Origin of the sequence: Candidatus Poriferisodalis sp. (genome assembly GCF_965214215.1) — a bacterium.
In the GTDB taxonomy this organism is placed as follows: Bacteria; Actinomycetota; Acidimicrobiia; order Acidimicrobiales; family Poriferisodalaceae; genus Poriferisodalis.
Window position 1 is genome coordinate 25,583 of sequence record NZ_CBDCBD010000002.1, and the last position, 13,156, is coordinate 38,738.

The window sequence follows — 13,156 nt, forward strand, 5'->3', positions numbered from 1 at the left end:
AGCGCGGCGCGTGTCACTGAGCTGGGTCGACGTGCGGCAGCGCGCTCGCCCAGCGAAAGGCTGCGCCAATCGCAGCTTCGAGCTCGTCGAGACCGCCGGAGTTGTCGATGACCCAGTCGGCGATGGCCAGGCGCTCTTCGCGCGACAGCTGTGCGGCGATACGAGCGCGTGCATCGTCGACGGAAAAACCCCTCGAGGTCACGAGTCGCTCCACTGCGATATCGGTCGGCGTGTCCACCACCAGGATCCCGCTGGTCTGGTAACGGGGCCGTCGACCTTCAGCCAGCCCCTCACCGAGCAGCGGGATGTCGAGCACAACCAGGCGATCCGTACGTTCCAGTTCGCTGAGCCGGCGACGGATCTCCCGACCGACCGGAGGATGGGTGATCGCATTCAGATCAGCGAGTGCGTCGGCATCGTTGAACACGATGGCCGCGACGGCACCGCGGTCGAGCGTGCCGTCCGGAGCGACTATGTGATCTCCAAAGCGCTCGACCATCTCGTCAAAGACGGGGCTCGATGGCGCCTGCTGCGAGCGAACGATGGCATCCGCGTCGATCAGTATGGCTCTGTGCTCGACGAAGCCTGAAGCAACAGTGCTCTTCCCGCTGCCGATGCCGCCGGTGAGCCCGACCGAGATCATCCGACCGGCTTCGAAGGAGACGGATTCAACTGGAGCGGATCCAGCGAAGAGCGGCTGCGCTAGCCGTCACCTTCGGCAGCGGCCGTGGCGGGCTCGCCCTCGGTTTCCTGATTCTCGTATTGCGCGAGGGCCTGGCGGTAGGCCTCCTCGCCATGCTCTTCGTAGTACTCGCGCCATGCCCGCTCAGCTTCCGATTCCTCGCCCTCGGCGGGCGTCTCGTAGCTGAATTCGCCGATGAAATTGCCCTCTTCGTCGTACGCGTGGTCGCCGAACGCCTCGCGGTATTCCTCCGCTACCACGCCGCCTTCGGCGGCCTGCTTGATCGACAAGCTGATGCGCCGACGCTGCAGGTCTAGATCGATGATCTTCACCCACAGCTCCTCGCCGGGGGTCACGACCTGCTCGGGCAGCTCGACGTGGTGGGCCGACATCTCCGAAATGTGCACCAAGCCCTCGATGCCATCGCCGACCTGCACGAAGGCTCCGAATGGCACCAGCTTGGTGACTCGGCCGTAGACGAGTTCTTCGACCCGGTGGGAGTTGGCGAACGCTTCCCACGGATCCTGCTGCGTCGCCTTGAGTGACAGCGAGATGCGCTCGCGCTCACGATCGATCTCGAGCACCTCCACCGTCACCTCGTCGCCGATGGTGACGACCGAGCTCGGATGATCGACATGCTTCCAGGACAGCTCCGACACGTGAATGAGGCCGTCCATGCCGCCGAGGTCGACGAATGCGCCAAAGCTGACCACCGACGAGACCCTGCCAGTGCGACGCTCGCCCCGCTTGAGGTCTCGCAGGAAGCCTTCCCGCTCCTCCTTGAGGCTCTCCTCCAGCCAAGCTCGCCGGCTGAGCACGACGTTGTTTCGGTTCTTGTCGAGCTCGATGATCTTGGCTTCGAGCTCGCGGCCGACATAGGGGGCCAGATCGCGGACGCGCCGGAGTTCCACCAGTGACGCCGGCAGGAATCCCCGCAGTCCGATGTCGACGATCAAGCCGCCCTTCACGACCTCGATGACGGGACCCGTGACGACGCCGTTCGATTCGCGGATCTCTTCGATGCGACCCCAAGCACGCTCGTACTGCGCTCGCTTCTTGGACAGCACCAGGCGGCCGTCGGGGTCTTCCTTCTGAAGGACGAGCGCCTCGATCTGATCGCCGACGTCCACGACTTCGGAAGGATCGATGTCGTGGCGGATCGAGAGCTCGCGAGACGGGATGACGCCCTCAGACTTAAAGCCGATATCGAGCAGTACTTCGTCGCGATCGACGCGCACGATGGTGCCGGCCACGATGTCGCCGTCGTCGAACTCGACGATGGTCTGCGCTATGGCGTCCTCGAAGGAAGTGTCGCCCAGATCGTCGACGGTGACAGTCCGCGGCACGTAATCGCCCGCGTCGGTGAACGTGCCAAAAGCGCCCTGCGAAGCTCCGTTGCCCGCCATCTTTCCCGAGCTCTCACCGTCGGGGGTATCCGGCGGTGCTTCTGCGGTGGCTTGGGGTGCGGGGTCTTCGGATGCTGTGTCTTGGGGTACGGGGTCTTGGGGTGCGGGGTTTTCGGGGTCTGCTGCGGGGGCAAGTGCGTCGGTCACGGGGGGAATGCTCACGTCGGGAGTACGGGCGCAGGCGGCCGAGCGAGCCGCACGAAGCGCACGGCAAGGCTACCGGCCCGCGGCGTGGAGCCCCGCGCCGTTCAGCCCTTGGCGTCGGCCCAGCTTGCGCCCGCCGAAACATGGACTTCGAGCGGGACCGCCAGGTCGGCGGCATGCCGCATCGTGTCCACCGTCAGCTCGGTCACCTCGTCGCGCTCCGATGGGGGCACTTCGAGGATCACCTCGTCGTGCACCTGCAGCACCAGACGGCTGGCTGCCGACCGATCCCGCAAGGCCGCATCGAGGCGTACCAGCGCCACCTTGAAGATGTCCGCTGCGAGTCCCTGGATGGGAGCATTCATGGCCTGTCGCTCTGCGGCTTGGCGCACGCGGTGATTTCGAGATGTCAACTCGGGAAGCGGGCGACGTCGTCCGAAGGCCGTCTCGGTGTACCCACGCTCGCGGCTCTCCGAGACCACGCCGTCCATGAACGAGCGCACCGCGGGGAACGCTTCGAAGTAGGCCTCCAGAATGTGAGCTGCCTCGTCTGTGGGCACCCCGAGTCGCTGTCCGAGACCGTATGCCTCCATCCCGTAGGCCAAGCCGTAGCTCACCATCTTTGCCACTGACCGCTGCTGCGGGTCGACCTCGCTGGGGCTGATGGCGAAGAGGGATGCTGCCGTTGCGCTGTGGATGTCGTGGCCGGCCTCGAAGGCACCGACGAGGCCCGGGTCGCCCGACAGATGCGCAATCACCCGCAGCTCGATCTGGTTGTAGTCGGCGATCAGCAGCTCGTAGCCGTCAGCCGGCACGAACGCGCGCCGGAACAGGCGCCCCTGGGAGGTCCGCACCGGGATGTTGTGCAGGTTCGGCTCTTCGGAGCTGAGCCTGCCGGTACGCGCAACCGTCTGGTTGAACGTGGCGTGGATGCGACCGTCCGGCTCGACGCATTCGAGCAAGCTGACGCCGTAGGTGGATCGCAGCTTCTCCACCTCGCGGAACGCCAGCAGCTTGTCCACGATCGGGTGCTCGCTTCGCAGCGATTCAAGCGCTGTGGCACTTGTGGAATAGCCCGTCTTGGTCTTGCGTTGCGGCGTCAACCCCAGGTCCTCGAAGAGCACCTCTGCCAGCTGCTTGGGCGAGTTGACGTTGAGATCGTCCCGACCGGCCAGTTGCCGCACTTCTGCTTCGAGTGCAGACACTTCGCTCGTCAGGTGGTCACGCAACGACTCCAGTTCGGTGTGGTCGACGCCGATCCCGGCCGACTCCATGCGAGCGAGGACGCAAATCAGCGGACGCTCGATGTCGCCATACAAATCGGACATCCCGAGGGCCTCGAGTTCTCGATTGAGTGCTGGGGCAAGCATCGCCACAGCCAGTGCATCACTGCCGGCCGCGACACTTGCTGAAGGACGGTCGACTTCGAGATCATCGAAGCCGAGTTGATCTTGTCCATCGCTGCGGGGAAGCTCAGTGCCGCAATGCCGGGCGAGGAGCGCGCTCAGCTCGGCGCGACCTTCCGATGGATGGATGAGATAGGCGGCGATCGAAGTATCGGTAGCGAGGCCGGGCATCGACGCGCCGGCAGCGAGATCACCGCTCGTGAGCTCGAGTGCGCGCATCAGCGCTTTCGCCTGATGGATGTGGACGCCTGGCCCGTCGGCCCCGAGCAGGCAGGCAACCCGCTGGGCGATGTCGGGCACCTCCAGATCAGCGGCACCGAGCGCGAGCACGGACCCGCGTGAGGGGTCGACCGCGACCGCCAGCACACCCACGGCGCCGTCCGCCTCGAGGGTGTATCCGAGCGCGACAGGATCGTCACGGTCCGCCAGCTCGGCCAGCAGCCTCACTGCATTGGCACCACGGGCATCGGCGCCAACATCAACCGGAAGAAACTGCGTCTCCGCGAGCTGGATGGTCTGCGGGGATGCTGCGTCGGCCCTCAGCAGGCCGTCCAGGGCCGTGCCCACCAGTGCGTCGCGGAGACGAGCGTGGAGGCTGCCGAACTCCAGGAACTCGAACGTACGCGTCACCAAGTCGCCGTCGAAAGCGTCCCATTGGAGATCCGCTGGCGCCGCTTCGACCGGTGCGTCGGTCCGAAGGGTCATCAGGTCGACGTTGCGCCGCACATGCTCGCTGTGTGCCGCGAGGTTCTCGGCCAGCTTCGGAGTCTGCTCCGCAGCCGCGGCCAGCAGGGCTTCGAGACTGCCGTACTTATTGAGCAGCTTGGCGGCCGTCTTCTCGCCGACCCCAGGCACTCCGGGAAGGTTGTCGGACGGATCGCCACGCAGTGCGGCGTACTGCACGTAGAGGTCCGGCGTGACGCCAGTGCGCTCGGTGATGCCCGCTTCGTCGTAGAGCGCATAGTCGGTGACGCCGCGCCGGTTGTAGACCACACGAACCTTGGGATCGCGCACAAGTTGATACACGTCGCGATCCCCGCTGACAATCAGAACATCGTCGCCACGCTGTTCGGCTTCGGACGCCAGCGTCGCCAACAGGTCGTCGGCCTCGAAGCCGGCACAGTCCAGCGCAGTCATGCTCAACGACTCGAGCACTTCGCGCACCAAGCCGAGCTGGTCGATGAGTGTTGCCGGCGTCTCGTCGCGATGTGCCTTGTATTCCGGCGCAGCGATATGCCGAAACGTCGGCTCGGGACGGTCGAAACACACCGCGATCGCGTCTGGGCGGTGATCCCGCACCAGGTTGATGAGCATGGACGTGAACCCGAAGACGGCGCCAGTGGGCTGTCCCGAGCGTGTGGCCATGTCCTCGGGTATGGCGAAGAAGGCCCGGTACGTGAGCGAGTTCCCGTCAAGCAAGAGGAGCTTGGACATCGGAACTCTCCCAACGTTGCGGGGCGGCGATTGTGGAAGCCTGCCAAGCGCAGGCGAGCAGATCTCGAAAGAGCGACTCAGGGAGTCAGCAATCCATCGACAATCTGCTGAGCGATGTCTCGCATCTTCGCACGGTTGGCCATCGCCGTACTGCGGATGAATTCGAAAGCATCCCGCTCAGACAACTGAAAATCGTCCATGAGCAGGCCCTTCGCACGTTCCACGGCCTTGCGAGTCTCCAGCTTCTCCTCGAGGCTCTCCACGGTGTCCTCGAGCTCTCTCATCTCTGTGAAACGACCCCACGCCACCTCGATGGCCGAGACCAGCTCCTCGCGCTGAAACGGCTTTACCAAGTACGAGAGCACTCCGGCATCGCGAGCTTCGGAAATGAGATGGCGCTTGCTGAACGCCGTGAGGATGAGCACCGCAGAGGTGCGGTCTGCGGCAACCTCGCGCGCCGCGTCGAGGCCGTCGCGACCGGGCATCTGGATGTCGAAGATGCACACCTCGGGCTGATGCTTGCGTGCCAATTCCACCGCTTCATCGCCGCGACCCGTTTCAGCCACGACGACATAGCCCTCGTCTTCGAGCATCTCGCGCAGATCGAGCCGGATGATGGCCTCGTCCTCTGCGATCACGACTCGCTTGGACACACGCGCTCCCCTCGCGGGACAGGATCGCACCGGCGGGCGGGGCCCGGTCGGCTGCTGCGGACCGGCCAGCCTATCGCTGCACTTCGACGGCCTCCCCAGAGTCTCCCGGCGAGATTCGTGCCGGTTTGGGGTGCCCGGGGCGGGAGTTGAACCCGCACGCCCGTGAGGGCAGAGGATTTTGAGTCCCCCGTGTCTGCCGTTTCACCACCCGGGCTGTGGGGCGGCTCAGCGTACCGAGCTGGACGGTCGCGCTCCCACCGAGTTGGCACCTACCCTTTCCGCTACATCCACTGTGCGTTCACTGCGCCGCGGCCCGGGCATGCGCCCGTTCTTCCGCACTGGCGCTGCGGAGGAGGCCGAGTGCTCGCATTCACATTTCCCGGTCAGGGCTCTCAGCAACCGGGCATGGGCGAACCGTGGACCTCGCACGAGTCGTGGGAGTTGGTCACCGAGGCATCTGACGCCTGCGGGCGCGATGTCGCCGCGCTCTTGCTGGAAGCCGACGCCGACGAGCTGCGCCATACGCGCAATTCACAGCTGTCGACGTTCGTGCTGTCGATGGTGACACTCGATGCAGTCGAGCGCACCGGCACGACCTTCTCGTGTGCGGCGGGGCATTCGCTGGGCGAGTACAGCGCCCTGACCGCAACCGGCGCCTTGGCGTACGACGACGCGGTGCGGCTCGTTGCCGAGCGCGGCGAGGCGATGCAGGTCGCTGCTGACGAGCGAGAAGGCACCATGGCCGCAGTGCTGGGCCTCGACGACAACCTGGTGGCGGAAGCGTGCGAGGCCACACCTGGCGATGTCTGGGTCGCCAATTACAACGCCCCGGGCCAGGTGGTCATCGCGGGCGCACCCGACGCCGTGGCCGTCGCCGGCGACGAAGCGAAGACAGCGGGCGCAAAACGGCTCATGGGTCTGCCCGTGGGCGGCGCCTTCCATACCCCGTTCATGCAGCCGGCCCGCGACCGTCTGCGCAAGGCGCTGGCGGAAGTCGAGATTCGAGCCCCGAGCGTGCCGGTCGTCGCAAATGTCGACGCACGCCCTCGTTCTGACGCTGACGAATGGCGCGTGCTCCTGGCCCAGCAGCTCACCAGTCCAGTGCTGTGGCGCGCCAGCCTCCATGCATTGGCCGACGCCGGCGTCACCACCTTCGTGGAGCTGGGACCGGGCAAGGTGCTGACCGGCATGACCAAGCGGACGCACCGCGGCGCCACATCGATGTCGGTCGGTGCGCCGGCTGAAATCGACGCGCTGATGGAGGCGCTCGCGACCGAGGCCCCGTCGGCGCCTGCCGTGCTGGGCGGCGAGAACCTCTACGTCACCGAACGACTCATTGTGAGCCCATGCGCCGGAATCTTCACGCTCGGCGCGGGCGTCGACGATGGCCAGCAAGTCAGTGTCGGCGATGTCATCGGCCATGTGGCCGGTGAGGAAGTTCGCTCGGCATTCGCGGGTACTGTCATGGGGATTATGGCCGTCGAGGGCGAGCGGGTCACCGCTCGGCAGCCAGTTGCGTGGTTGCGGACGGCCGCAGGGACCTAACGGGGAGGCCACAGATGACGCTCAGCGTGGGAAGTGCTTCGAGCGCGCGCATTGTCGGCATCGGGACGGCGCTCGGAGAACGAGTCCTCACCAACGACGAATTGGCCCAGATGGTTGACACGTCCGACGAGTGGATCATCGAGCGAACCGGCATCAAGCAACGGAATATCGGGGGCACCACGGCGGGCCTGGCTGCACGTGCCGGCGAAGCAGCCATGGAAGTGGCCGGCGTCGACCCGTCGAGCATCGACATGCTCATCTTGGCAACGACCACTCCTGATCGGAGCGTTCCGGCGACGTCGTCGCGGGTGCAAGAGGCGCTCGGGCTCGATTGCGGGGCAATGGACGTCAACGCCGCCTGTTCGGGTTTCGTGTACTCGCTCGTCGCCGGTCACGGCATGATCGCCATGGGACATGAACGGGTGCTGGTCATCGGCGCCGAAGTGCTCTCGCGGATCACCGATTGGACCGACCGCGCCACATGCATCCTGTTCGCGGACGGATCAGGTGCCGCAGTGCTCGAGCGCAGCGAGCAGGGTTCGGACCTGCTCGGCTGGCATGTGTCCAGCGACGGCGCCATGGAGGAGCACCTCTACTGCGAGCATGGCGACTCCATCCAGATGGCCGGCCAAGCAGTCTTCAAGAAGGCCGTGCTCGTCATGGAAGAATCAGCTCGCCAGTCCATGAAGCAGGCCGGTCTCACACCCGACGACATCGACGTCGTGGTGCCGCACCAGGCAAACGTCCGCATCGTGCAGACCTCGTGCAAACGGCTGGGCATTCCCTTCGAGAAGGCCGCGATGGTCATCGAACGCACCGGCAACACGTCGTCTGCGTCGATTCCCCTCGCGCTCGATGACGCCGTGCGCGGCGGTCGCATCAGCGAGGGCGACCACGTGCTGCTGGTCGGATTCGGAGCCGGCATGACCTCGGCATCAGCGCTGCTGCGCTGGTCGGGCGCTCCGGCCAAGGCCAGCTAGCTGCTGCCGTCACCGACGATCGCCCCGCCCGAACACCGGACCTCCTCAAGCAGTGCACTATGAGCTCAGCGACAGCGCGCCCCACGACTGAACGAACGGTCTTGGTCACCGGCGGAAGCAGGGGCATCGGTCTGGCGACCGCCCGGTTGTTCGCGGATGCGGGTCACCGCGTGGCGGTCACGAGTCGCAGCGTGGCCCCCGACGACGACCGTCTGCTGTGGGTGGCGTGTGATCAGGCCGACAGTGATGCGGTCGATGCCGCGTACAGCACCATTGAGGCAGAGCTGGGCCCGGTCGAGGTATTGGTCGCCAATGCCGGCATCACCCGTGATCAGCTGGTACTGCGCATGGCCGACGAAGACTTCGCTGCGGTCGTCGACACCAACTTGACCGGCGCGTACAGGATGGCCAAGCGGGCGGCCCGGCCGATGCTGCGCGCCCGCTGGGGACGGCTGATCTTCGTGTCGTCAGTGGTCGGACTGCTGGGCTCGGCAGGACAGGTCAACTACGCCGCATCCAAGGCAGGCCTCGTGGGCATGGCCAGATCGCTGGCGCGCGAACTCGGTTCGCGCGCCATCACGGCGAATGTCGTCGCACCAGGGCCGGTCAACACCGAGATGTTCGGTGCGCTCAACGACACTCAGCAAGCCGCCATCACCGACGCTGTCCCGTTGGGCCGGGTGGCAGAGCCGTCCGAGATCGCCGCCGCGATCGCATTTCTGGCGTCCGACGATGGCGCGTACATCAGCGGCGCCGTGATTCCTGTTGACGGCGGTTTGGGCATGGGTCATTGAGCCAAGCGGCTGAGCCCGGGCCCCAGCGGCCCGAGAGCGACAGCGAACATGAGCGGGAAGCGACAGATGTGACGACGGCGAGGCTCGCGGGACCTACACTTCGCACTCGCACGGCCGTCGGGGGATCGTGCGCGTGACCGCCCACATGAGGGGATCAGCATGAGTGACACGTTGGATCGATTCCGTGACTGCGCCGTCGAGGTGCTGGCAGTGGATCCCGAGCAAGTCACACCGGAGGCCAGCTTCGCCGACGACCTCGACGCCGACAGCCTGGACCTCGTCGAGTTGGTGATGGCGTTGGAAGAGGAGTTCGACATCAGCGTGGACGAGGAAGAACTCGAAGACGTCACCACCGTCGCCCACGCGATCGAGCTGGTCGAATCGAAACTGTGAGCGATAGCCGGCGAGTAGCTGTCGTCGGCCTCGGCGTCATCTCATGCGCCGGGACCGGCATTGACGACTTCTGGCGGGGGTTGAACTCCGAGCCGCCGGAAGGCGAGCGCCGGGTCACCGACTTCGATCCAGCGCCGTTCTACGACAATCCCAAGGAGGCGCGGCGGGCTGATCGGTCGACTCAGCTCGGCATGGCATCGGCTGCACACGCGATCGCCGATGCAGGCGACTTGGCGACCGACCCGGATCGCTGCGGGGTGATCTACGGCACCGGTGTCGGCGGCCTGCAGACCTTCGAAGACCAGGTTCTTGTGCTCGACCGCAAGGGTGCGCGCCGGGTGTCGCCGTTCATGGTCCCAATGATGATGCCCAACGCCCCCGGGGCTGCCATCTCCATGCGCTTCGGCCTAGCCGGCCCGTGCGAGGTGCTGACCACGGCCTGCGCAGCAGGTACGCACGCTGTCGGGTACGCAGCTCGGCTGATCCGCACCGGAGTCGCTGACGTCATCGTGGCCGGTGGCTGCGAGTCAGTGATGACTCCCGTGGGCACAGCAGGTTTCGTCAACATGACTGCTTTGTCGACGAGCGGTGTCTCGATGCCGTTCGACAAGAACCGTGACGGCTTCATGATGACCGAAGGCGCCGCCACCCTGATTCTCGAGGAGTGGGAGTCAGCGGTCTCGCGGGGAGCGACGATCTACGGAGAAGTGCTCGGTACCGCGTCGAATGCCGACGCCCATCACATCACCGCACCGGCCCCGGGCGGCGCGGGAGCGCTGCGCTGCATGCAGCTCGCGATCGATGACGCCGGCCTCACGCCCGACGACATCGCGCACGTGAACGCGCACGGCACCTCGACTCCGTTGAACGATGCCGCTGAGGCTGAGGCGCTCAACAAGCTGTTCGGCCCGAACGGGCCGCTGGTGACGTCTACGAAGGGCGTCACCGGCCATGCGCTGGGTGCCGCGGGCGCGCTGGAGGCGATCGCTGTGCTGCTGTCGATGCGTCACCGCAAGATCCCGCCGACGGCGGGCTGGACCACTCCCGATCCCGAGCTTGCGGAGTTCCGCTTGGTGACCGGTCAAGCGGCCGACTGGGAGCCGGGCCCGTCGATCAGCAACTCGTTCGGCTTCGGCGGCCACAACGGCTGCATCGTGCTCGGCCCCGCCTGAGAGCGGTTGCTACAGGCTGTTGTAGGTGGCGGTCTCGATGGCTTCGTGGAGCGCGTACGAGCGAGGATCTGCAAACGGCACCTGCTGGCTGATGTAGCAGCCGGCCACCCGATTCTGCAGATCGATCCAGAAGTAAGAGTTGGCCAAACCGGCCCACATGAGGCCGCCTGCCGGGCGCCCCGTCGGGGCCGGCTCCTCGTTGATCTGGAATGTCAGGCCCCACGACTTCTCGACGCCTGGGAAGAACTCCGCATCGAATGAGTAGGGCGGAATGGCCGTCGGGAGCATCGTGACGCGCAAGTCGCCCATGGCATTGGTGACCATCTGCGCATGCGTTTCGGGTGACACGATTTCGTTGCCGTTGAGGCTGCCGTCGTTCAGCATCATGGCCAGGAAGCGGCAGTAATCGTCGACGGTGGAGTACAGGCCGCCGCCGCCCATCTCGAACTCGGGCTCTTGAGGGATCTCGAATGGCATCTCGACCAGCGAGCCATCCTCCATCCGCGCTTGCATCGCCGAAATGCGAGCGCGCATGTCGTCGCTGATCTTGAACGACGTGTCGGACATACCCAGCGGCCCGAAGATGTTCTCGGTCATGTACTCCCCAAGCGACATCCCTGAAGCCGCCTCCACCATCTGGCCCGCGTAGTCGATGCCGGTTCCGTAGAACCAGCGGTCGCCGGGATCAAACAGCAACGGGATCCGCAGGGTCTCCTTCTGGCACTCGATGACCCCTGGGGTCCCGGTGACCTCCTCGTACTGGCCGAGCTCAGGGCTCCAGATGTCATATCCCATGCCCGCGGTGTGGGTCAGCAGGTGACGCAGCGTGATGTCGCCGTTGCGGGGTCGGGTGACCGGGTTGCCGTCGTCGTCGAAGCCGGTCAGCACGTCGAGCTCGCCGAGCAGCGGCAGCACCTCCGCGCCGGGGCTGTCGAGCGAGAGCTGGCCCCGCTCGACGAGCTGCATCGCCGCGGTGCCGGTGATGGCCTTGGTCATGGAAGCGATCCAGCACACGGTGTCATTCGACATCGGAACGTCGCTGTCGGCGCCACGGGTGCCGGCCGCCGCTGAGCAGATCTCTCCGTCGGCACTGATGACCTTGGCCACCGCGCCCACGACGTCACCGTCAGCGACGCCTCGGTCGAGAATTCCTTGAACTTCGTCTCCGAGCGACATGTCAGGCCTCCTGTTCGGCTGAGTTCAGCGCTTCGCAGGGATTGATTCGGCCCTGCGGGCGCGACGCTAGTTGGCGACCCGAGGCCTCAGCGCGCCTGCCCTACCCTCCACGCCATGGCGTCTCGGCGCACCGGCGCACTCACCGCTGTCTGCGCAACCTTGCTCGTGGCGGCATGTAGCAGTGCTATCCGGGTCGAGCCTCCCCCGCCCACTGATTCGACGGCACCTGCGGTCTCTCAGCCCGTCTCGGCGGTGACTGAAGCGCTCGGTGCCGTGGTTGAGACGTACCCGGCAACGTCGTCGACCGAATCGGCCACGGCGACGACCGTCACAGCCATCGTCTATACCGACAACGACGGAGCCGGATGTGACTTGGACGCTGCTGGCGGGCGGCGACGTGCTGATGGACCGCAGCGAAGCAGCCGGCATCGACCCGTTCACAAGTATCGAGCCAGCACTTGGATCGGCGGATGTCGCGGTCGTGAATGTGGAGATGGTCATCAGCGAGCGCGGAGATCCCGCCGACAAGCGGTACGTGTTCCGGGCGCCGCCGTCGGCCGCCGGGCGCATCGCTGCAGCCGGTGTGGATGTGGCCAACCTGGCCAACAACCACGCCATGGACTTCGGGCCCGACGCGCTCCTCGACACCGTCGACCTTCTCGAAGCCAACGGTGTGATTGCGCTCGGTGCAGGGGCGAGCAGCCCCGATGCCTACCGGCACCGCATGATCGAGGTCCGGCCCGATATGCGCGTCGCATTCGTCGGCGCGTCGTTGGTGGTTCCGCTCGGCTCTCAGGCCACCGAGACGCGCCCGGGGATTGCGTCGGCGTACCAGCAGGACCGATTGCTCGCCAGCGTCCGGACGGCTGCGGGTGAGGCCGACGTGGTGATCGCGCTCATCCACTGGGGCATCGAGCGCAGGACGTGCCCCGACAGCCGCCAGCGCGACCTTGCGTTCGAGCTGCTGCGCAACGGCGCCGATGCGGTCATCGGCCACCATCCTCACGTGCTGCAGCCGGTCGTGTTCGACGACGGAAAGCTCGTGGCCTACTCGCTCGGCAACTTCGTGTGGCACCACCGGTCCGGCATCACAGGCGACACGGGTGTGCTCCAGATCGACTTCGACGGCAATGAGATCGTGGGCTGGTCGTTCCATCCGCACCTGCTCGACATCAACGGCGCGCCGGTGCCTTCTGCTGAGGGGGTCCGCGTCGACCGCATCAGCGACATCGTCTCGGGTGAATGCGCCCGCCATCAACCGCCGCCGACCACCGCCGCGGCTACGCCCGATGCCGACGGTGAGGCGGAACCGCAGACCGAGACGGAGACCGAAGACGGCGATAAGCCCGACGGGCAAGCCGAGTAACGCCC

The 13,156-nt window shown here is 66.0% G+C and carries 11 protein-coding genes and 1 tRNA gene; 6 read left to right on the forward strand and 6 right to left on the reverse strand.

The genetic code is table 11. From position 1 onward, the window contains the following. Nucleotides 1–13: 13 nt before the first annotated feature. From coaE to ACOOF5_RS00360, 5 genes are all read right to left on the reverse strand, one after another. Nucleotides 14–643, reverse strand: a complete 630-nt coding sequence (gene coaE, locus ACOOF5_RS00340) for a dephospho-CoA kinase (RefSeq protein WP_420435472.1) — start codon at nt 641–643, stop codon at nt 14–16. Between the two features lie 59 nt (nt 644–702). Next, nucleotides 703–2,088 (reverse strand): 30S ribosomal protein S1, encoded by a 1,386-nt coding sequence (rpsA, locus tag ACOOF5_RS00345; RefSeq protein WP_420436291.1) that lies wholly within the window; start codon nt 2,086–2,088, stop codon nt 703–705. A 248-nt stretch (nt 2,089–2,336) separates the two neighbouring features. Then, nucleotides 2,337–5,072 (reverse strand): DNA polymerase I, encoded by a 2,736-nt coding sequence (gene polA / locus ACOOF5_RS00350; RefSeq protein WP_420435474.1) that lies wholly within the window; start codon nt 5,070–5,072, stop codon nt 2,337–2,339. Nucleotides 5,073–5,149: 77 nt separating this feature from the next. Further along, entirely contained in the window at nt 5,150–5,725 is a 576-nt protein-coding gene (locus ACOOF5_RS00355; RefSeq protein WP_420435476.1) for an ANTAR domain-containing response regulator, read from the reverse strand. Nucleotides 5,726–5,856: 131 nt separating this feature from the next. Further along, nucleotides 5,857–5,939: transfer RNA gene (locus tag ACOOF5_RS00360), tRNA-Leu, on the reverse strand. A 146-nt stretch (nt 5,940–6,085) separates the two neighbouring features. Here ACOOF5_RS00360 and fabD point away from each other — a divergent pair. The 5 genes from fabD (at nt 6,086) to ACOOF5_RS00385 (ending at nt 10,609) form a co-directional block, all read left to right on the forward strand. Continuing rightward, nucleotides 6,086–7,270 carry an ACP S-malonyltransferase gene (gene fabD, locus ACOOF5_RS00365; RefSeq protein WP_420435478.1) on the forward strand — a complete coding sequence of 395 codons (1,185 nt, stop codon included), beginning with the start codon at nt 6,086–6,088 and terminating at the stop codon, nt 7,268–7,270. A gap of 14 nt (nt 7,271–7,284) precedes the next feature. Further along, nucleotides 7,285–8,250, forward strand: a complete 966-nt coding sequence (locus tag ACOOF5_RS00370) for a beta-ketoacyl-ACP synthase III (RefSeq protein WP_420435480.1) — start codon at nt 7,285–7,287, stop codon at nt 8,248–8,250. A 59-nt stretch (nt 8,251–8,309) separates the two neighbouring features. Beyond that, nucleotides 8,310–9,044, forward strand: coding sequence for a 3-oxoacyl-ACP reductase FabG (fabG, locus tag ACOOF5_RS00375; protein WP_420435482.1), 735 nt, complete (start codon nt 8,310–8,312; stop codon nt 9,042–9,044). 159 nt (nt 9,045–9,203) lie between these two features. Continuing rightward, entirely contained in the window at nt 9,204–9,437 is a 234-nt protein-coding gene (gene acpP / locus ACOOF5_RS00380; RefSeq protein ID WP_420435484.1) for an acyl carrier protein, read from the forward strand. Then, a complete protein-coding gene (locus ACOOF5_RS00385; RefSeq protein ID WP_420435486.1) occupies nt 9,434–10,609 on the forward strand; it encodes a beta-ketoacyl-[acyl-carrier-protein] synthase family protein in 1,176 nt (391 codons plus the stop codon). Before acpP ends, ACOOF5_RS00385 begins: the two co-directional genes overlap by 4 nt. A 9-nt stretch (nt 10,610–10,618) precedes the next feature. Here ACOOF5_RS00385 and ACOOF5_RS00390 read toward each other — a convergent pair whose 3' ends face one another. Further along, the gene (locus tag ACOOF5_RS00390; protein WP_420435488.1) at nt 10,619–11,785 is read right to left on the reverse strand and encodes a serine hydrolase domain-containing protein; all 1,167 of its coding nucleotides are present in this window, start codon (nt 11,783–11,785) and stop codon (nt 10,619–10,621) included. A 367-nt stretch (nt 11,786–12,152) separates the two neighbouring features. Between ACOOF5_RS00390 and ACOOF5_RS00395 the strand changes: the two genes are divergently transcribed. Further along, the gene (locus ACOOF5_RS00395) at nt 12,153–13,151 is read left to right on the forward strand and encodes a CapA family protein (RefSeq protein WP_420435490.1); all 999 of its coding nucleotides are present in this window, start codon (nt 12,153–12,155) and stop codon (nt 13,149–13,151) included. Nucleotides 13,152–13,156 lie beyond the last annotated feature (5 nt).